The organism is Pseudoalteromonas sp. PAST1 (assembly GCF_021532515.1).
GTDB lineage: Bacteria > Pseudomonadota > Gammaproteobacteria > Enterobacterales > Alteromonadaceae > Pseudoalteromonas > Pseudoalteromonas simplex.
The window spans coordinates 54,402-74,892 of record NZ_JAKGBH010000005.1 but is presented as its reverse complement, the minus strand read 5'-3'; the positions used below and the strand labels follow the sequence as shown (position 1 = coordinate 74,892).

Annotated in this window: 18 protein-coding genes; 10 read left to right on the top strand and 8 right to left on the bottom strand. The window is 41.4% G+C overall.

Features of this window, described 5'->3' with window-relative positions:
* Nucleotides 1-23 precede the first annotated feature (23 nt).
* Nucleotides 24-1,571, bottom strand: coding sequence for a methyl-accepting chemotaxis protein (locus tag L1272_RS03625; protein ID WP_235372762.1), 1,548 nt, complete (start codon nucleotides 1,569-1,571; stop codon nucleotides 24-26).
* Nucleotides 1,572-1,957: 386 nt separating this feature from the next.
* Here L1272_RS03625 and gshA point away from each other — a divergent pair, with 386 nt between their 5' ends.
* Complete coding sequence (gshA, locus tag L1272_RS03620) at nucleotides 1,958-3,532, top strand: glutamate--cysteine ligase (protein WP_054551742.1); 1,575 nt, start codon at nucleotides 1,958-1,960, stop codon at nucleotides 3,530-3,532.
* A gap of 136 nt (nucleotides 3,533-3,668) precedes the next feature.
* Nucleotides 3,669-4,277, top strand: coding sequence for a transglycosylase SLT domain-containing protein (locus tag L1272_RS03615; RefSeq protein ID WP_054551741.1), 609 nt, complete (start codon nucleotides 3,669-3,671; stop codon nucleotides 4,275-4,277).
* A 44-nt stretch (nucleotides 4,278-4,321) separates the two neighbouring features.
* On the opposite strand, the gene L1272_RS03610 is transcribed toward L1272_RS03615, so the two are convergent.
* The 3 genes from L1272_RS03610 to L1272_RS03600 all read right to left on the bottom strand — a co-directional run bounded on the left by L1272_RS03610 (nucleotide 4,322) and on the right by L1272_RS03600 (nucleotide 7,459).
* The gene (locus L1272_RS03610; RefSeq protein WP_138601540.1) at nucleotides 4,322-5,161 is read right to left on the bottom strand and encodes a mechanosensitive ion channel family protein; all 840 of its coding nucleotides are present in this window, start codon (nucleotides 5,159-5,161) and stop codon (nucleotides 4,322-4,324) included.
* A gap of 164 nt (nucleotides 5,162-5,325) precedes the next feature.
* Nucleotides 5,326-6,594: an HlyC/CorC family transporter gene (locus tag L1272_RS03605; protein WP_138601544.1), complete on the bottom strand. Its 1,269-nt coding sequence runs from the start codon at nucleotides 6,592-6,594 to the stop codon at nucleotides 5,326-5,328.
* A gap of 61 nt (nucleotides 6,595-6,655) precedes the next feature.
* Nucleotides 6,656-7,459 carry a cytochrome C assembly family protein gene (locus L1272_RS03600; RefSeq protein WP_054551738.1) on the bottom strand — a complete coding sequence of 268 codons (804 nt, stop codon included), beginning with the start codon at nucleotides 7,457-7,459 and terminating at the stop codon, nucleotides 6,656-6,658.
* A gap of 243 nt (nucleotides 7,460-7,702) precedes the next feature.
* Between L1272_RS03600 and ffh the strand changes: the two genes are divergently transcribed.
* The 6 genes from ffh (at nucleotide 7,703) to tyrA (ending at nucleotide 12,681) form a co-directional block, all read left to right on the top strand.
* Entirely contained in the window at nucleotides 7,703-9,079 is a 1,377-nt protein-coding gene (gene ffh / locus L1272_RS03595; protein ID WP_054551737.1) for a signal recognition particle protein, read from the top strand.
* 240 nt (nucleotides 9,080-9,319) lie between these two features.
* Complete coding sequence (gene rpsP / locus L1272_RS03590; RefSeq protein ID WP_054551736.1) at nucleotides 9,320-9,568, top strand: 30S ribosomal protein S16; 249 nt, start codon at nucleotides 9,320-9,322, stop codon at nucleotides 9,566-9,568.
* Nucleotides 9,569-9,585: 17 nt separating this feature from the next.
* Entirely contained in the window at nucleotides 9,586-10,119 is a 534-nt protein-coding gene (gene rimM / locus L1272_RS03585) for a ribosome maturation factor RimM (protein WP_054551735.1), read from the top strand.
* Nucleotides 10,119-10,886, top strand: a complete 768-nt coding sequence (gene trmD / locus L1272_RS03580; RefSeq protein WP_054551734.1) for a tRNA (guanosine(37)-N1)-methyltransferase TrmD — start codon at nucleotides 10,119-10,121, stop codon at nucleotides 10,884-10,886. The genes rimM and trmD overlap by 1 nt, the downstream gene beginning before the upstream one ends.
* Before the next feature lie 33 nt (nucleotides 10,887-10,919).
* Nucleotides 10,920-11,279 carry a 50S ribosomal protein L19 gene (gene rplS / locus L1272_RS03575; protein ID WP_054551733.1) on the top strand — a complete coding sequence of 120 codons (360 nt, stop codon included), beginning with the start codon at nucleotides 10,920-10,922 and terminating at the stop codon, nucleotides 11,277-11,279.
* Between the two features lie 268 nt (nucleotides 11,280-11,547).
* Nucleotides 11,548-12,681, top strand: a complete 1,134-nt coding sequence (gene tyrA, locus L1272_RS03570; protein WP_235372761.1) for a bifunctional chorismate mutase/prephenate dehydrogenase — start codon at nucleotides 11,548-11,550, stop codon at nucleotides 12,679-12,681.
* A gap of 89 nt (nucleotides 12,682-12,770) precedes the next feature.
* Here the strand turns inward: tyrA and nhaB are convergent, their stop codons facing one another.
* Nucleotides 12,771-14,351 (bottom strand): sodium/proton antiporter NhaB, encoded by a 1,581-nt coding sequence (gene nhaB, locus L1272_RS03565; RefSeq protein WP_054551954.1) that lies wholly within the window; start codon nucleotides 14,349-14,351, stop codon nucleotides 12,771-12,773.
* 232 nt (nucleotides 14,352-14,583) lie between these two features.
* Here nhaB and fadR point away from each other — a divergent pair, with 232 nt between their 5' ends.
* A complete protein-coding gene (gene fadR / locus L1272_RS03560) occupies nucleotides 14,584-15,297 on the top strand; it encodes a fatty acid metabolism transcriptional regulator FadR (protein ID WP_054561887.1) in 714 nt (237 codons plus the stop codon).
* 51 nt (nucleotides 15,298-15,348) lie between these two features.
* Here fadR and L1272_RS03555 read toward each other — a convergent pair whose 3' ends face one another.
* Nucleotides 15,349-16,230 (bottom strand): NAD-dependent epimerase/dehydratase family protein, encoded by an 882-nt coding sequence (locus tag L1272_RS03555; protein WP_235372760.1) that lies wholly within the window; start codon nucleotides 16,228-16,230, stop codon nucleotides 15,349-15,351.
* Nucleotides 16,231-16,509: 279 nt separating this feature from the next.
* Between L1272_RS03555 and L1272_RS03550 the strand changes: the two genes are divergently transcribed.
* Complete coding sequence (locus tag L1272_RS03550; protein WP_054551729.1) at nucleotides 16,510-17,115, top strand: peroxiredoxin C; 606 nt, start codon at nucleotides 16,510-16,512, stop codon at nucleotides 17,113-17,115.
* A 70-nt stretch (nucleotides 17,116-17,185) separates the two neighbouring features.
* Here L1272_RS03550 and L1272_RS03545 read toward each other — a convergent pair whose 3' ends face one another.
* Both L1272_RS03545 and smpB read right to left on the bottom strand, forming a co-directional pair.
* Nucleotides 17,186-19,711 carry a TonB-dependent receptor gene (locus L1272_RS03545; protein ID WP_228482563.1) on the bottom strand — a complete coding sequence of 842 codons (2,526 nt, stop codon included), beginning with the start codon at nucleotides 19,709-19,711 and terminating at the stop codon, nucleotides 17,186-17,188.
* 265 nt (nucleotides 19,712-19,976) lie between these two features.
* Nucleotides 19,977-20,456, bottom strand: coding sequence for an SsrA-binding protein SmpB (gene smpB / locus L1272_RS03540; protein WP_054551727.1), 480 nt, complete (start codon nucleotides 20,454-20,456; stop codon nucleotides 19,977-19,979).
* Between the last annotated feature and the right edge of the window lie 35 nt (nucleotides 20,457-20,491).

The window sequence follows — 20,491 nt, the reverse complement described above, 5'->3', positions numbered from 1 at the left end:
GCGGCATTTTGTATCAGTTAAGTTTAAACTTTAAAGGTTAACAGCATATCGTTAACTTTGCGTGAGCCTTCAACAAGCCCCGCTGCATCTTTAGCCACGTTGTAGCTAAGCTTTAAGTTCTCTTCGCTGTGTCCTTTTATGCTTTCTACATTTTCGCGAATATCGGTGCTGACAACTTGTTGTTCCTCAGCAGCCGTCGATATCTCAGTCGCAAGGCCTGATATTTCATCAATTTGCGCGAAGATGCTCGCTAGCTCAGTTTGAGTGTGAGCAGTCGTATCAACACAACTATCTGCTTGCGCTTTAGTTGATTGCATCACTTTAGACCAGCTAAATAAAGTATCTTGAATTTCTTTAATTGAGCTGTGAATTTGCGAAGTTGCATTTTGAGTACGTGAAGAAAGTGCGCGTACTTCATCTGCTACAACTGCAAAACCACGGCCATGCTCACCTGCACGTGCTGCTTCAATTGCTGCATTCAGTGCTAATAAGTTTGTTTGTTCAGCAATGCCTTCAATCTCACTCATTACTTGGCCTATTTTGTCAGCTTCACTAGCAAGAGAGTTAGCAGTAGTGGCAGCTTGCTCTACTTGGTTAGCTAGATCAGACACCATGCTACTGTTATCTTCAATATGCAGTTTGATATCGTTACAGCTTTGATAAGTTGTCTTAACCTTATCAGCTGTATGATGAGTATTAGCAGAAATTTCGCCAATCGTTGCGCTCATTTGCGTCATTGCTGTGGCAATATCACTCAAACGTTGACTTTGTGCAGCAATGCCTTGCTCAGTTAGTGACGATTGTTTATCTAAGCTGGTGGCAATATTTTTAAACGAGTAAGTAGAGTCTTTAACACGACCGAGCACCGTTCTGAGCTTTGCAAACAGCATTTGCTGATTAAAGGCAGCAATGCTAAATGGATGTGATCCTGAATAGACATACCTTGATACTGAATCAAACTCTGCACGTTGCTGCTTTAAATGGCTAGGCGTAACAACCAGTTCGTCATAATTTAGAGCAAAAAGTAGCGCTATAAGCGCACATGCGGCTAAAGCAATCATCCATGACGCGGCCACAGCTAAACCAACAATACCTGCAACTAATAAAATCGCAGACACTATTTGTCTTAGTGAAATATTCTCACGCAATGATGCGATTGATTTACCATCATTAATTTTAGTGTAGAGCGCTTTTGCACGACTCTTTAATTGCTCAGTTGGTTTGGTACGTACAGATTGATAGCCAACTAACTGCCCATGTTCGTAAATTGGCGTTACGAACGCATCGACCCAATAGTAGCGACCATCTTTGCAGCGGTTCTTCACCATGCCACGCCAAGAGTGACCTTGTTTTAGTTTTTCCCACATCTCTTTAAATGCCGCTTTAGGCATATCTGGGTGGCGTACTATGTTATGGTTTTTTCCGAGGAGTTCTTCTTCGCTGTAACCAGCAATAGCACAAAATTCCTTATTTACGTATGTGATAACACCACGTAAGTCAGTGGTAGAGACAAGCTCTTGATTGTCAGAGTATGTTACTTCCTGATTAATGATTTCTTGCCCACGACGCATATGAGTCCTTGAAATATACTTTTTTATGGTGCGCGGATTATAAACTCAGAAAAATGTAAGGGAAGAGCTTGAAGATTGATCTTTGTTAAACTTTTAAAAATTGTTTAAGAGAATTGATCTAGAACAATAACGAAGCAGAAAAAATATGGTTGCTCTAGTTCTTTAGTATTGGATGAAAGAATTGTTATCTTGTTTCGGTCTTTGTTTGCACTAATAAAATTTATACTCGTCACAGCGGTCACTAAAGCAATTGTATAATATGACTTACAGTGGCAAGATTAACTTTCAGTGTAAGGACTTTTCAGAAACTTATAATTGGCTCTTGAGTAATTATTTTTAGCCCCCATACACTTAGGATTAAAGCCACCTGGCTCGAGGAAGCATTTTTGATAAAACATGATTTAAATAAAACGCTAGCAGCGTTAACAGCTCAATTTCCTAACGCAATTAATGGGATTAAACGTGGTATCGAGCGAGAAGCTTTAAGGATCAAACCAAGTGGTCACATATCAAAGCTGGGGCATCCAAAAGGCGTGGGGAGTGCGTTAACTAATGAGCATATCACGACTGACTTTTCTGAATCTTTGCTAGAATTTATCACTCCAGTGAGCACATCAGCTGAGCAAACCCTAGCCCAGCTAAAAGACTTACAAAAGTTCACATTGTCACATATGAATGATGAACTTCTATGGCCGATTAGTATGCCATGTTTTATTGAGCATCAAGACGACATTGTATTGGCGCAGTTTGGTGATTCAAATATAGGGCGTATGAAAACACTTTATCGTGAAGGCCTTAAAAATCGTTATGGCAGTATGATGCAAGCGATTGCTGGTGTTCACTTTAATATTTCATTTCCTGAAACCTTATGGCAGAGCTTATATCAGCTAAATGAAAGTAAAGTAAGCTTGTCGGACTTTATATCACAAGGTTATTTAGGTCTGATCCGCAATTTTAAGCGTGAGCTTTGGCTTATCAGTTATTTGTTTGGTGCTTCACCGGCTTTGTGTAATTCGTTTCTACAAGGGCGTGAAACAGATTTACCCTTTAAAAAATTAGGTAAAGGCACGCTTTATTTAGAAGTCGGTACAGCACTACGTCTGGGAAATCTTGGCTACACAAATAGTGCACAATCGTCTTTGCGTGTTATGTATAACTCATTAGAAGAATATGTAGCTGGGTTAAAAGAAGCAATCCACTTATCTTCGGATTTGTATGGTCATCTTGATGATTATAAAAGTGCCGAACCAAAGCAGCTAAACAAAAACATACTGCAAATCGAAAACGAGTTTTACTCGCCAATTCGTCCTAAGCGTAATGCAGCTTCGGGTGAAACACCCACTGATGCGTTGTTACGTGGCGGTATAGAATATATAGAAGTACGTGCATTGGATGTTAATCCGTTTAGTGAAACTGGAATTGATCTACAGCAAATCCGCTTCTTAGATGTTTTCTTAACCTATTGCCTATTAAGCGAATCTCCAGAAATGGATTGGCAAGAGCAAAAATTAAGTACTGCAAATTTAGATGCGGTTGTTAATGATGGTCGTGATCCAGAGTTAATGTTAACAAAAGAAGGGCGGGCTACTAGCTTAACTGAGTGGGCGCATGCTATTTTTGATAAATTACACCCAGTAGCACAGTACATGGATAAAGCTTACGGTGTGAGCTATTACTCTGAAACTATAAAAGAAATGGTAACCTGGGTCGAGGATCCTAGTAAAACCTTTTCTGGTAGATATGTAGCAGCACTTGCAAATGAAAACCAGGATAATGGTCATTTCGCTTTAGCACTTGCACAGCAGTACAAGCAAAGTCACCTTGATGCAGATTACCAATTTTATGATCAAGCATTTTTGGCAGAGCAAGCGGCTGACTCGGTGCTTAAAGAGCGTGAAGTTAAAGCGGCAGACAGTGTATCTTTCACTGCATTTTTAGATGACTATTTTTCTAAAGCTTAGTATGTTGTAGGCATAAAAAAACGCAGCCTAGGGAGGCTGCGTCAAAGATTCTTCAGGGATGAAACAATGCTATACTGCTGCATTCATAAGTTCAGACTGACCTGACGAGAAAAAGTTCAGCGAGATCCATAAAAAAATGAAAAAAAGTATAATTATTTTATCGCTGGCCGCATCATTGGCTGGTTGTGCAACGGCTCCTCCTGAGCAACCTCATGATATTTGTAAAATTTTTGAAGAAAAACCCGATTGGTATTACGATGCCCGTGATGCACAAGAAAAATGGGGCTCGCCAAAACATGTACTGATGAGCATGATGTATCAAGAAAGTTCATTTCGTCATGATGCAGCGCCGCCAATGGAGTACTTCTTGTGGGTAATTCCAATCGGCCGTGCCAGCTCGGCATATGGCTACTCACAAGCAAAAACCCCAACATGGTCTGATTACATTCGCGAAACAGGTAATAGCGGTGCAGACAGAGATGATTTTGACGATGCAATCGATTTTATGGCTTGGTTCGTTTACAAAACCCATAAAGTAAATGGTATATCAAAGTGGGATGCCTATGCGCAGTACCTTAATTATCACGAAGGGTGGGGCGGCTACAAGCGAGGCACTTACAAAAGTAAGAAGTGGCTAATGAGTGTTGCAAATAAAGTTAAACATCGAGCAAGCCGCTATGGCGCTCAACTTAAAAAATGTGAAGCAGATTTAGATAAGAACTGGTTTGAGCGTTTATTTAGTTAGTACATAAATAAAAAGCCCGCATCAATTAGCGGGCTTCTTTTTCTTTATTTACCAGGAAACTGGTGAATATGAACATCCCTTTGCGGGAATGGGATAGTGATATCTGCAGCGTCGAAGGCAATTTTAACTCGCTCGTACAAGCCAAAATACACTGGCCAGTAGTTATCAGACTCCACCCACGCCCATACCAACATGCCGATATGGCTTTCACCGTGCTGGCTAACATGAACAGATGGTTTCTTATCTTCAATGTCTTTTAATACCAAATCATAATCATCAAGCACGCTCATAAGCACATCACGTGCTTTATGAACATCATCTCCGTAACTAATACCAAATTCGATTGCAACACGGTGTAGAGGTTCTGCGAACTTATTCTTAACGCAGCCGTTTGATAGCGTGCCATTAGGGATAATAATTTTTTCATTGTCGTAGGTGAGTAAAACGGTGACAAAAATTTGTATTTCAACAACTTTCCCCATATAGCCTTGTGCTTCGATTACATCACCCACTTTAAAAGGTTTAAAGAATAAAATAAGCACGCCACCTGCAAAGTTAGCAAGGCTACCTTGCAGTGCCATGCCCACCGCAAGGCCAGCAGCACCTAGCATTGCAATAAATGACGTGGTCTCTATACCAATCATCGAAGCAACAGAGATCAGTAATAGTATTTTTAGAATGACTGAGATAAAAGAGACTAAAAAGTGCGTAAGGCCAACTTCGAACTTGACCTTATTCATTGATTTTTCAGCCATATTGGCAATACGACCAATTAGCCACCAACCTATGATTAGAACCAGAATTGCCAGAATAAACTTCGGCCCGTAAAGCATCAGTAATTCAATGGCTTGGTTATAGATTTTCTCGATTGATATTTCGTCCATTATTTTCCCTTTTATATCAATATATGCAAAAGAAAATAATAGTAGAGGAATTTGTGTTTGGTTGTGCGGGTTAGCTTTTAAAATGTGAATCTTCAGAGGTAATTAAGCTATAAGTAACAAAAAGGAGTAGTAAGCTACTCCTTTTGTTTAAGTTTAGTTAGCAGTCAGTCAGTGCGTTTACTTGGAATAACTTTAACTAACTTCACCATATTTTCTTTTATCTCAATAACTTCAATAGGGTAGCCGGCAATACGCAAGCTTAGGTTTGAGTCAGGGATGTCCTCTAAGTATTCAACAATTAAACCACTTAGCGTTTTCGGGCCATCAATCGGTAGCTCCCAACCCATTTCTTTATTTAAATCACGAATATTAGCACCGCCATCAACAAGTACTGAGCCATCATCTTGCTCTGTTACTTCTTCACTCGGTGTACGCGTTTGAGTTGTAGTGAAATCACCCACAACTTCTTCAAGAATATCTTCAAGTGTTACTAGACCTTGAATATCACCATACTCATCCACGACTAAGCCAATACGCTCTTTTGATTGCTGGAACTTAAGTAGTTGCGTGTTCAGTGATGTGCCTTCAGGGATAAAGTAAATTTCACGTACTGCACGCAGTAGTGATGGTTTATCAAACTGCTCTTTAGTTAATAGGCGCAGTGCATCACGTGAGTGAATAAAGCCAACAGCATCATCAATTTGATCACGATACAACAAAACGCGAGTGTGTTGTGCATGAGTAAGTTGGCGGCTGATAAGCTTCCAGTCATCATTGATATCGATAGCAACAATTTCGTTGCGTGGGATCATGATATCTTCAACAGTGACTTGCTCTAAATCTAAAATTGAAGTCAGCATACTTTGGTGGCGAGCAGGTAATAGTGCACCTGATTCGTTCACCACAGTTTTTAATTCTTCTTTGCTTAAGCTGTGCTCTTCAATTTGTGCTGTGGTAATACCAAACAAGCGTAACATGCCGTTGGTCATCCAGTTTACGATAACCACAAACGGGAAAAGGATTTTCAAAAGGCCTTTAAGCACAATTGAACTTGGAAAAGCAACCTTCTCTGGGTAGAGCGCAGCAAGTGTTTTTGGCGTTACTTCGGCAAAGATTAAAACAACCAGCGTTAGCGCGCCGGTTGCAATAGCGATACCGAGATCACCATACAAACGAATACCAATAATCGTTGCAACCTGTGCTGCAGCGATATTTACAAGGTTATTACCAATTAAGATCAGACCAATGAGTCTGTCAGGGCGACTTAATAGTTTGCTGACGCGCTTCGCTGCACGGTGATCTTCTTTAGCAAGATGACGCAGGCGAATTCGGTTGATTGACATAATTCCAGTTTCAGAACCAGAAAAATAAGCAGAAATAAGTATCAATAATCCCAATATAATAAACAGGGTACTAGTCGATATGTCGTCCAAGGATGGATCCTTTTTTTATAAATCAGTGCATATTAAGCTAGAGACAGCTTGCTGAGTCAAGTTAAAACTTATTTAGAACCACTTCTTGGATGAAACGGCTGCCAAAATAAGCAAGTGACAAGATAAAAGCGGCTATCATGATCGAAAACACCACAGGCTTTCCACGCCAGCCTTGGCGTAAATGACCTACAGTGACCACGGTGAAAATGAGCCAAGCAATTAGTGATAAGACTGTTTTGTGGATAAACTCACTGGCAAACATTCCCTCTAAGAAGATGAACCCAGAAAGGAGAGCAAAAGTCAGTAAGATAGTACCCAGCGTGAGTAATTGATATAGCTGACGCTCAACCACCATTAAAGGAGGGAGGTGGCTGTGTACAATTGCCAAGTCTTTGCGTTTGAGGCGCTTATCAATAAAGTAGAACTGTACAGCATAAAGTGTTGAGATTATCAAAACACAATAGGCTAGCAGTGATAACGATATGTGAGTAACTAAACCAAGCTCAACATCGATTGATTGCAAAATCACATGATGTGGTATAAACAAGCTGGCAAGAGTCAGTAAGGCTGCAAAACCATAAACAACTGGCAACAATAAAGTCGCAGGGAATTTGAGAGACACAGCAGTTACCGACACCACAATGACCCAACAGGTTAATAAAGCAACGTTGACGATACTTAAATCTTGGCCGTCAGCACGAAAAACTGAATTAACCAGTAATAGCATATGAGCAAGGATAGCCACAGTGCTAAGAATGACTGTGAGTTTTTGGCTTGGACCTTGTTTGTGAAAAAGGCGTGATAGCACATGTGACGTTGCTAACACATAAAACAAACTAGCAATAATAGTTAAACTAATAATCATCGTGTTTTGGCCACTTAATTTATATCGATAAATCCTTGTCTCTTTGATGCCATTGTATTTTATAGCAAGGCAAAAGCATAGAGTTTGTAAAAAGAAACTCAAACTGCGCACTTGAACACTGTATTGTCGACCACCATTTACGGTATACTGCTAGGAATTAAATTTTAATATTGCCTGTATTGTCACCAAACTTGTTTGATTTATGTACATTGCAGGTGCAACACGTTTTATCGGAACCTTTACATGTTTGAGAATCTCCAAGAACGCTTAGGTAAAACCTTAAAAAATATCAGTGGCCGCGGACGCCTAACTGAAGACAATATAAAAGATACATTACGCGAAGTCCGCATGGCATTTTTGGAAGCGGACGTTGCATTACCTGTTGTTCGTGAATTCGTTAAGCAAGTTAAAGAACGCGCCGTAGGTGTTGAGGTAACAAAAAGCTTAAGCCCTGGCCAAGTCTTTATTAAGATCGTTCGTGAAGAACTTGAAAAAGCCATGGGTGAAGCTAACGAAGAGCTAAGCCTTAATGCACAGCCGCCAGCGGTAGTGATGATGGCGGGTTTACAAGGTGCTGGTAAAACGACCAGTGTTGGTAAACTAGCTAAATTCTTAAAAGAGCGTAAAAAGAAGTCTGTATTAGTTGTGAGTGCCGATGTTTATCGTCCGGCAGCAATCAAACAGCTTGAAACACTGGCTGATGAAGTGGGTGTTGAGTTCTTCCCAAGTGACATTTCACAAAAGCCGGTTGATATCGCAAACAATGCGATTTCGCACGCGAAGAAGAAATTCATTGATGTGGTATTAGTTGATACCGCAGGTCGTTTACACGTCGATAACGACATGATGGACGAGATCAAAGCACTTCACAGCGCGATTAACCCAATCGAAACCTTATTCGTTGTTGATGCGATGACAGGTCAAGATGCGGCAAACACTGCAAAAGCATTTGATGAAGCACTGCCTTTAAGTGGTGTGATCTTAACCAAGACCGATGGTGATGCCCGTGGTGGTGCTGCATTATCGATTCGTCATATTACCGGTAAGCCAATTAAGTTTATGGGTGTGGGTGAGCGCACTGATGCTCTTGAACCATTCCACCCTGACCGTATTGCTTCTCGTATCCTAGGTATGGGTGATGTACTTTCATTAATCGAAGAAGTCGAAATGAAAGTAGATAAAGAGAAAGCAGCTAAAGTTGCCGAAAAAGTATTTAAAGGTGATGGCTTCACATTAGATGACTTTGCTGAGCAACTTCGTCAGATGAAGAACATGGGCGGTATGATGTCGATGCTTGATAAGCTGCCAGGCATGCAAAACCTACCAGACGCTGTAAAAGGCCAGATGGGTGATAAAACTTTCGTACAAATGGAAGCCATCATCAACTCTATGACGCCAAAAGAGCGTGCCCGTCCTGAAATCATCAAAGGCTCGCGTAAAAAACGTATTGCAGCAGGTTCTGGTACTCAGGTGCAAGAAATCAATAAACTGCTTAAGCAATTTACGCAAATGCAGAAGATGATGAAGAAGATGAAAGGCAAGGGTGGCATGAAGAAAATGATGCGCGGCATGAAAGGCATGTTACCACCAGGGATGATGGGTGGTGGCCCTAAATTTTAATAGTACTGTCTATTAAATGTATAAAAAGGAGCATATAGCTCCTTTTTTTGTAGATAATTTATGCGTAGTTGTTAGCTGCATGTAAGATTTAAAGCCCAGATCAGTGTTTAATCAACTAAACTTACATTTTGCAGCAGTTCTTACTTGCAATGTTGCAAAAAACTCGTACAATTCCCCAGCTTCCCGTATTGGGGAGTAAATCTTATTAATGAAAACAGTCAATCTAATGTAGAGGACGGTATGGTAACTATTCGTTTGCAACGTGGTGGCGCTAAAAAACGCCCTTTCTATCAAATTGTGGTTGCGGATAGCCGTTTCTCGCGTGACGGTCGCTTCATCGAGAAAGTAGGTTTCTTTAACCCAATCGCTTCTGGTCAGGAAGAAAAAGTACGTTTAGATTTATCTCGTGTTGATCACTGGGTAGGTCAAGGCGCATCTCTTTCAGATCGCGTAGCTAAGTTAGTTAAAGACGCTCGTAAAGCGGCTTAATAGGCGTAAGAGTAACCATGAGTCAAGAGAACACCTCGTATATTACAGTAGGAAAGCTCGGTGCCCCGTATGGTATAAAGGGCTGGCTTAAGGTGCATTCATTTACTGATGATCCCGAAGGGATCTTCGATTTCAGCCCATGGTTGATAGGGCAACAAGGTAAATGGCAGACCTTAGAAGTGGTCGACTGGCGTCGCCACAACAAAGGCTTTATCGCTAAAGTTGCGCAAGTAAACGACCGAGACGAAGCAATGGCTTTAACCAATGCAGAAATCTCGGTAGATGCAGCGCAGCTACCAGAATTACCGCAAGGTGAATTCTATTGGCGAGATCTGATCGGCATGTCTGTTATAACTGATAAAGGTTATAACTTAGGCACTGTTGATGACCTAATGGAGACAGGGTCAAATGACGTTTTGGTTGTGAAAGCAAACAAAAAAGATGCATTTGGCCAAGCAGAGCGTTTAATTCCTTTCTTAACAGATTCTGTTATTAAAGAAGTTAAACATGATGCAAGAGAAATTACCGTAGACTGGGACCCAGGGTTTTAATGTCACAAACGAGTTCGCTATGGGTAGGGGTGATAAGCCTTTTCCCGGACATGTTTGATGCTATTACCACCCAAGGGGTAACAGGTCGCGCAGTTAAAAATGGTCTAATCGACTTTAACTGTTGGAACCCACGTGACTATGCCACTGATAAGCATAGAACCGTGGATGATCGTCCTTACGGGGGCGGTCCTGGCATGTTAATGATGGTTGAACCATTGAAACAAGCTATCCTTGACGCCAAAAAAGCGGCAGGTGATGGTGCAAAAGTAATTTATATGTCCCCGCAAGGGCGCAAATTAGATCAGCAAGGTGCAAGCGAGCTTGCACAATCAGAAAAGCTGATTTTAATTGCAGGTCGCTATGAAGGTATAGATGAGCGAATCATAGAATCATACGTTGACGAAGAATGGTCAATTGGTGATTTTATTTTAAGTGGTGGTGAGCTACCCGCGATGACGCTAATTGATGCAGTAGCACGATTAGTACCAGGGGTGTTAGGTCATAACCAGTCAGCTGAGCAGGATTCATTTTCGAATGGCTTGCTTGATTGTCCTCACTATACACGGCCAGAGACATTGGATGATAAACAGGTGCCTGCTGTATTACTCAGCGGAAACCACCAAGAAATCGCTAAGTGGCGCACAAAGCAATCACTTGGTAGAACTTGGCTTCGTCGTCCTGACTTGTTGCATAACCTAGCTCTGACTGAGGAGCAAGCGGCACTCCTTGCTGAATTTCAGCAAGAGTACCAACAAGCTTGTGGCTAGAAGACAGTTACACCTAGGAAAGTGAGAAATATAATGGCAAAAGTAAACCAAAATATTATTAAAGCGCTTGAAGAAGAGCAGCTTAAAACAGACGTACCAGCATTCGGCGCTGGTGATACAGTAGTTGTACAGGTACGTGTAAAAGAAGGTAACAAAGAGCGTCTACAGGCCTTTGAAGGTGTTGTAATCGCTAAGCGTAATCGTGGTCTTCACTCAGCATTCACAGTTCGTAAAATCTCGAGCGGTGAAGGTGTTGAGCGTGTATTCCAAACGCACAGCCCTCTTATCGATAGTATCTCAGTTAAACGTCGCGGTGCAGTTCGCCGTGCGAAACTTTACTATCTACGTGAGCGTTCTGGTAAATCTGCACGTATTAGAGAAAAACTTAACTAATACGCGCTGTTTTACAACGCAAAATAAAACGGGTTGCAGCCTTAGGTTGCAACCCGTTTTGGTTTTTATACCACAAAAATAATTTACCCCTCTGAGAGATACTCCCTTCTAACTTATCTACTTACTCCTATTTATCCCTTTATAAGCTATGCTACAAGAGCGTTGGGGCTTTGTGCTTTGGCTGTTATCCTGTTACTATAATTTGTATTAAAAGCTTTACTTTTTTGTATATAAATATTTACGTTTATAGGGTTTGAGGTGTAGTAACGTGGTAACAGTGAATGATCTAGCTGATTTAAGAGCAGGAATAGATGGATGTGATGCGCAATTGGTGGCATTACTGGCAAAGCGTAATGGGATTACAGAAAAAATAGGCGCAATTAAGCAACAAATCGGAGCACCATTACATGCCCCAGATCGCGAGGCTGAGTTACTTGCAGCTCGTCGTCAAGAAGCTGTCGCACAAGGGGTTAACCCTGAGTTAGTTGAAGATATATTGCGTCGTATGATGCGTGAAGCGTATCAAAACCAACAAGGTAGCCTTGCCTGTGTTGCACCCCAATTATCACCCATTGTAATTGTGGGTGGTGAAGGTGCCATGGGCCAGTTATTTGCTCAACAATTTACTCGTTCAGGTTATGAAGTGCGTATTTTAGATAAAGCACAGCAAGCACAAAGTGAGACGATATTAAAAGGGGCAAAATTGGTTCTTGTCAGTGTGCCAATTAATGCACTTGAGCAAGTTGTCGCTGCGCTACCGACACTTGATGATGACTGTTTGCTGGTTGATATTACCTCTGTTAAGCAAAAACCTTTAAAAGCACTTATGGCGGCTCATAGCGGCCCTGTAGTTGGCTTACACCCCATGTTTGGCCCAGATATTTCACATTGGGTAAAACAAACGGTGGTCGTGTGTGAAGGGCGAGATCATGAAGTAGCTAAAGGGTTAATGGCACAACTACAAGTTTGGGGCTGCCAAGTAGTTGAAATGGATGCTAAAAAACACGATGAAGCAATGCAGATCATTCAGGTTATGCGTCACTTAACAACTTTTGTATATGGCCAGTTTCTTGCCAAGCAAAGCCATACACTTGCAGAGCTTCGCAGCTGCTCATCACCCATTTATCAGTTAGAGTTAATGATGGTCGGGCGCTTATTTGCCCAATCGCCAGAGCTTTACTCTGACATCATGTTAGCACAATTCGACGATGTAGAAGCACTGCTTGCCAACTACCAAGATACTTTTGCAGACACGCTAGAAAAGCTAAAAGCAGGGGATAAAGCATCATTGATTGCCGCATTTGCTGATGCAAAAGAATACTTCTCTGATGCAACTGCACATTTCTTAACGCAAAGCCGCAGCTTACTCAACAAAGCAAACGACGCGAAAGTGCTTGATTAAACATCTAATCTAGCAAAAAAGAGCTCTATCAAAAAAGCCCGCATCAAGCGGGCTTTTTAGTTTCAAATGTTTTGTTTTAAATAATCGTTTTAATGACCACCTAATGAGCCAGGTAACGCACCGCTATGGTGATTGATTAAGCCCCATTGATACAGCAAGTCAGTCATATCTGAAAGGCTGAATAAGGTCATGCTCAAGCCAACAATCGTCAACACTATGGTATAAGGTAGCGCCATGTATACCATGCGTCCATAAGATAGTCTTAACACAGGGGCTAATGTTGATGTAAGCAAGAATAAGAAGGCAGCTTGTCCATTAGGCGTAGCAACACTTGGTAAATTAGTACCTGTGTTAATTGCCACAGCTAATAGGTCAAATTGATCACGGGTAATTTGACCTGCCTGTAACGCAGCAGCCACTTCATTGATATACACAGTACCCACGAACACGTTATCGCTGACCATCGAAAGAATACCGTTGGCAATGAAGAACATCACCAGTTGCAGCTGACCTTCGAAAGTAAGTACCCATGCGATCACAGGTGTAAATAAATGCTGGTCGATAATAACTGCAACAATTGAGAAGAATACGCAAAGTAACGCTGTGAATGGTAGAGCTTCTTCAAATGCTTTACCTAATTGGTGCTCTTCAATAATACCTGCACTGGCCGTGGCAAAAATAATAACAGACAAACCAATTAAACCAACAGTGGCTAAGTGAAGGGCTAAACCTATGATCAACCAAACAGCAATGAAAGCTTGAATCGCTAGGTTTACTTTGTCGCGTGTAGTGCGTTTTTTCTCTAGCTTTTTAGCATGATCCGATAAAATCGTGTGGATGGGGGCAGGGAGTTTTGCGCCGTAACCAAAGGTTTTGGTTTTTTCGAGTAAGAAAGTAGTGGCAATACCTGCAATCATAACGGGTAAAGTAATAGGCAACATTCGGAAGAAAAATTCGCCAAATAACCAGCCTGCACGCTCTGCAATGATCAAGTTTTGTGGCTCGCCTACCATAGTACAAACACCGCCTAAGGCAGTACCTATGGATGCATGCATTAATAAATTACGAAGAAAAGCACGAAACTCTTCAAGCTCTTGACGATTGACTGGGCGAACTTGGTTATCGTCATTAATATCATGCTCACTGCTGGAGTCTTTGCCTGATGCTACCTTGTGGTAAATACTGTAAAAGCCCATCGCGACGGCAATAACAACGGCCATCACCGTTAACGCATCTAAAAAGGCAGATAAAAATGCGGCAGCTATCGTAAACGACAGGGATAATACGGTTTTACTTCGTACCGAAACAACCAGCTTTGTAAAGATATATAAAAGTAAGTCTTTCATAAAATAGATACCAGCAACCATAAAGATAAGTAACAGGATCACATCGATATTCTGTACTATCTCATGTTCAACTTGACCTGCTGTTGTCATGCCGATAAACAAGGCTTCAATTGCCAGTAAACCACCCGGTTGTAGCGGGTAACATTTAAGTGCCATGGCGAGTGTAAAAATAAACTCTAACACTAATACCCATCCTGCCAGATAAGGATTAAGTTGAAATAACACCGGGTTGATTAGTAAAAACGCAATAATGGTGTATTTGTACCACTTTGGTGAAGTTCCTAAAAAATTTTTAAATAGAGCTGGTAAAACGCGCTGCTGCATGGCCATACCTATATCAGTGCTGGTTATTATTGTTAATAAATAGAAATTGATTATATCGATAGTATTGTTATTTGATGTACTTTTAATCCAAAAGGCCATTTATTTAACTAGATCTTATAGATTTTTATGTACTGCCGAGTTAGTTTACTTGTTAGTTGCTTATCATCTGGTACAATCAGTGAGTTGAACACCAAATGCGGTAAAAGTAGTTGCTAACTCAAGTGGAAAGTGAATGAGAATTTTTAAAGCGAAAAGCCCAGCAGGTTTTGCTGAAGAATACATTGTTGAATCTATTTGGAATGGTGACTTTCCGCCTGGCTCAATTCTTCCAGCTGAGCGTGAATTATCTGAGCTGATAGGTGTTACACGTACAACCTTACGTGAAGTACTTCAGCGTCTAGCCCGTGATGGCTGGCTAACGATTCAGCACGGTAAACCTACCCGTGTAAATAACTTCTGGGAAACCTCGGGCCTGAACATTTTAGAAACGCTAGCGCGACTAGATGAAGACAAAATGCCAGAGCTTACAGATCAATTACTTTCTGCACGCACAAATATCAGCGCAATTTATACCCGTGCGGCTATTAAGCTTGCTCCTGAGCGTGTAATTGAAATTTTATCGCAAAGTGAAGAGCTAGAAGACAGTGCGCAAGCATTTGCTGATTACGATTATAAAGTTCACCATGAATTAGCAGTTGCGGGTAATAACCGCATTTACGTTCTTATCCTAAATGGCTTTAAAGGTTTCTACTCAAAAATTGGCTGCCACTACTTCTCTGATTCTCGGACTCGTGAATTAGCGCGTCAATTTTATAAAGATTTAACAGAACTGGCAGAGCGTCGTGAACACGACGGTGCGATTTCAATGATGCGTAAATATGGTCATCAAACAGGTGAAATTTGGCAACAAATTCGTGGTGATATGCCAGAAGATATCATGGACTAAGCGTCTGTATTGATATTCATTTAAGAACCCAGCTAAAAGCTGGGTTTTTTGTTAGTTACTTTTAAGCACCGGGAGTACTTCAGCGCTTTCATCATCAAGCATTGCTAAAACACTATTAAAATCATGTTTGGGATGCCAGCCAAGTTGCTGCTGCGCTCTAGTTGAATCGTATACTCGGTCTAAACTCGTTGGTAATAGCCAGCCTCGCTCCTTGAATGCATCTGCTAATGCTGGGATTTTTTCAATAATGACTTTATCTGCTTGCTTATAAAGCGACTGGCAATCTTTTTTTGAATAAGGCGTAACGCCTGAAATAATAAAGCGATTAAAACCACTTAGTTTTTTCTCGATTGCACATAAATGAGCATTGGCAACATCGCGAGCGTCGATGCCACGGCTATTACGAAATAGCGCCATAATATCGGCAGGTTCAGGAAAACAGCGAGACATCTGTAATACTGTGATTGGTAATTTGTGCTTTATTGACATAGCTTCAAGCTTGGCTTCGGCGGCAATTTTAGTTTTATGGTAAATGGATTTTGGCTTTGGAATAATATCCTCGTTTACCCAACCCGCTTGACCTAATGGCGTTGAAGCTGAACCATAGAGCGCTGTGGTGCTGGTAAAAATAAACTGTTTTACGCCTGCTTCTATACCTAACAGTGCCAGTTGTTCTGTCGCCTCCACATTTATAGTGTAAAAATCGTCGTCAGAGTGCAGGCCAACATGAGGGGCATGTAAAGCGGCTGTATGGATTATCACGTCGATGTCTTGAAGAGCTCTCTTAATTAAGTGTTGGTCACGAATATCACCCACAAAGTCAGCTGTAGAGCAGGGCGCTTTATCCATCCCAACGACATTATAATTGCTCATTAACTTGATATAAATTGCACGGCCAACCCGACCTGCTGAACCTGTGATCAAAACTTTCATTTTTCTACCTAGTTGCTTAGCTCGGCATATTTTATCAGATTTTAGCTGCTGATTTTGCAGCTCTGTGCGATTGTTTGCTTCAAGAGTTACGTAATATTTTTATAAATCAATTTTTCCGATTAGGCATATCGCTTTTTTCGATTGTTCATTTGTCTGTAACCTCATTACACTATCTTGCAATTTATCAATACTTACACTTGGTTTTTGCGTTTTAGTAACCATATCTATGTGAGTATTGCTTAGGCAATTGGAAATAAACTCAAATATTTGGAGATAAAAATGGGTGTATTAGTTGGCCGTCAGGCACCAGACTTTACTGCAGCAGCTGTTCTTGGTAACGGTGAAATCGTTGAAAACTTCAACCTAAAAGAAACTATCAAAGGTAAAAAAGCAGTTATCTTCTTTTACCCGTTAGACTTCACTTTCGTTTGTCCTTCAGAGTTAATCGCTTTCGATAAGCGTTTTGAAGAGTTCCAAAAGCGTGGCGTTGAAGTAATTGGTGTTTCTATCGATTCACAATTCTCACACAATGCATGGCGTAACACTGCCGTTGCTGACGGTGGTATTGGTCAAGTAAAATATGCACTAGTTGCAGACGTTAAACACGAAATCTGTCAAGCATACGATGTTGAGCACCCAGAAGCAGGTGTTGCTTTCCGTGGTTCTTTCCTAATCGACGAAGAAGGTAACGTACGTCACCAAGTAGTTAACGACCTTCCTCTAGGCCGTAACATCGACGAAATGATCCGCATGGTTGACGCGCTAGCGTTCCACAGCGAGCACGGTGAAGTATGTCCAGCTGGTTGGACTGAAGGCAAAAAAGGTATGGACGCAAGCCCTGAAGGTGTTGCTAAGTTCCTTTCTGAAAACGAAGGCGATCTATAATTTAGGCCTAAGTTAAAGAATTAAAAAACCCGCCAATTTGGCGGGTTTTTGTTTTTAAGCTCAATGAGATTTAGTTAAAGCGCATTGTTAGCTTAGTATAGAAATAACGACCACGTGGGTTATGTACGCTTGATACATAGCCATATAAGTCGCCATCACCATCACCGATTGCAAACGGAGGATCTTCATCAAACACGTTATTCACACCCACAGAAAGTTTAATTTTCTCTGAGAAGTTATACGCTGTTTGTAAATCAACCAGCGTTTGTGAATCAACCATACGTGATGTGTTGCTATCAAAGTCTAAATTACCGTCAAAGTCGATATCTGGCGTATCTTCAAACTCGCCCGTGTAACTAACGTTCACATTCGTGTTGAAGTCACCCATTTCCCAATTTGTTGAGAAAATCCAACGGTTTTCAGGATAACGATATTCGCCAGTGTAATCGCGGCCATCTTTCTTAAATTCGTTTTGGTAAGCCCATTCTAAATTGAATTTTAAGAAGCCGTAATCGTTCATCGCATGTGTGTAGTTAGCCGATACATCGACACCTGATACTTCTTGTGATGAGACGTTTTCAAAGGTGCTATAAACTTTTTGGATCACACCTAAGCTTTGACCATTTTGTGGTGCTAAACGCACGCAGACTGTGCTGTTTTGATCATTACAGTTTTCATCATAGATAGGGCCGAACTCTTGCTCGTCAATCTTATTATCTTGTGTAATGCTCCATACATCGATTCCAAAACCAAATTCAGCGGTTGGTGCCCAGATAAAGCCAACATTCCATGACTCTGACTCCTCAGCTTCAAGGTTTGGGTTACCTGCAAATTGGATATTGTAATCTAGAGCGTTACAGTCAAGCCCTGTTGCCTGACAGCGGTAAGTATCTACAAAGAATTGACTTTCTTCCGACGGACCTAAACCAATTTGTGCCAGTGAAGGCGCGCGGAAACCTTGAGCCCACGAACCACGAACAGTGATTGAATCAGTTGGTGCCCAGCGAACAGCTACTTTAGGGTTTGTAGTTGAGCCAAAATCGCTGTAGTCATCGTATCGACCAGCTAGTTGCAGCTCTAGGTTATCAGCCAGCGGAATTGAAAACTCAATGTAAGCTGCGTATTGGTCGCGTTCAGCAGCGGCTGATACAGACTCAGTACCAAAAATTAAACCACGCTGGAATTGGTCGTCTGGAATATCGCTCACATCTTCTTCACGGTATTCAATACCTGCAGCCATCATTACTACATCATCGCCAAAGCTGAATGCTTCACCACTAATATTTGCATCAAATGAGGTCATATGAGACTCACCACGGCGCACTAAGCTTGTCGTGATACGGTCAATCACTGCCTGGTCATTATAGGTGCCACCAAATGGATTATAGTTACCTGCATCGATTTCTTGTTGTAGGAAATCAGTGCGCACCCAACCTTGGCTTCTATTACCTGTTTGCATTGATTCACTGCGACCTTTTTGAACAGCTGCTTCCCAGCTCCAGTCATTTATTTCACCTTTTAGACCGGCAACAAAGCGAAGCGTATCAGATTCAATATCCCATTGGCGAGGGCCGGCATCTACGGTTCTGTAGCGACCAATTTCGATATCTTGGCCAAACGGGTTGTTAGGATGGCTTGCAGGTACTGTAAGGCCTGCATCTTCATCAAGCGGGGTCGGTGCACCTGCTGCTTGCGACGTATTATGTTGTACTGCAACCTCTAAGAAAGCTGAAATACCATTGTCGAAGTTATATTCAAATTGTGAGATAGCACCGACACGCTCAGATGCTGGGGTTACGTAACCATACGGGCCGTAGTCAAATAAGCAGCTGCCACTTGCGGTTGCATTTTCTGCTGGGCAGGCTGGATCAATGGTTTTTTCACCATCTACATAGAAGTAGCCCGGGAAGCCACGCGATGAGCGAAAATCCATACCACCGTATGGTTCTTGGTTGGCTGTGCCTAGGCGGCCCATTTCATCAGATGAGAGTGCTGTGTTGTTAAAGTAATCAATAATAATTGATGCGCTGCTTTTCTCTGTACTGGTACCCCATACTAAACTTGCTGTTTTTTCTTCGTAGTTAGGACCATCAGTACCGCCATAACCAAGGTTCACTTCTAGGCCATTAATATCTTTCTTTAAGATGATATTAACTACACCTGCAACTGCATCAGAACCATAAATAGCAGATGCACCATCTTTTAAAATATCAATACGTTCAATCGCAGAGACTGGAATCGAGTTGATATCAACAAATGAATTGGTAATGCTCTCAGCAAAAGCGCTAATAGATACACGACGGCCATTAATTAGTACTAATGTAGCATCAGAGCCTAAACCTCTAAGGCTAACAGCTGCAGCACCATTGGCTGTGGAGTCTTGGTTATTACCGCGAGTAGAAAATGTACCATTACCTGCAACAGGCATACGTTCTAATAATTGTTGTAAGTTATCGTAGCCCATGTTGTCGATATCTGCACGACTAATAGACTGTACTGGAGAGGGCCCTTCGATATCTGAGCGCTTAATCCGTGAACCGGTAACCTCAATACGTTCGACCTTTTCAGCTCCATCTTCTTGTGCAGCAACAGACATAAAGCTGGTGCCTGCTAATGCTGCAATGGTAAATGCATATAAAGGTCGCTGTATAAAGCGGTGGTTGCTGTTCATATAATTCAATCCTTGCTTAATTGTGAAAGTGTTGTGAATTAATCACAGTAAAGATTGATACCATGTAAACGCAAGTGAATGAAATAGCAAAAAAGGATGGGTTTTTTAAAAGGTTAGGGTAATTTTGTTTGGAAGTCAGGACTGGTAGGGGGTACGAGCCTAACAAAAAGGTTAGGCTCATTTAGGAAAATTAAGCTTTATGTTTCATCAGGCGTTCTTTTTCACGCGCCCAATCTTTATTTTTTCCGTCTTCACGTTTGTCGTGCATCTTTTTACCTTTAGCAAGGTGGAACTCCAACTTCACCCAGCATTTTTTCCAGTACATTGCAGTTGCGATTAATGAAAAACCTTCGCGTTCTGTAGCACCGATAAGACGATCGATTTCGCGCTTATTTAAAAGTAACTTACGATACCTTAAAGGATCGCAAATTACGTGAGTAGAAGCACTGTTGAGAGGCTGAATTTGACTGCCAAGTAAAAATGCTTCGCCGTTTTTAATGTGAATATAAGTCTCAGAGATGTTTACTTTACCAGCTCGGATACTTTTTACTTCCCAGCCCTGTAGTTCAACCCCTGCTTCGAACTTATCGTGTAAAAAATACTCATGACGCGCTTTTTTGTTTAGCGCGATGGTATTACTTGTCGATTTAGATGATTTTTTCTTAGCCATAGTGGCTCATATTATACGTAAAAACAGCGTTTTTA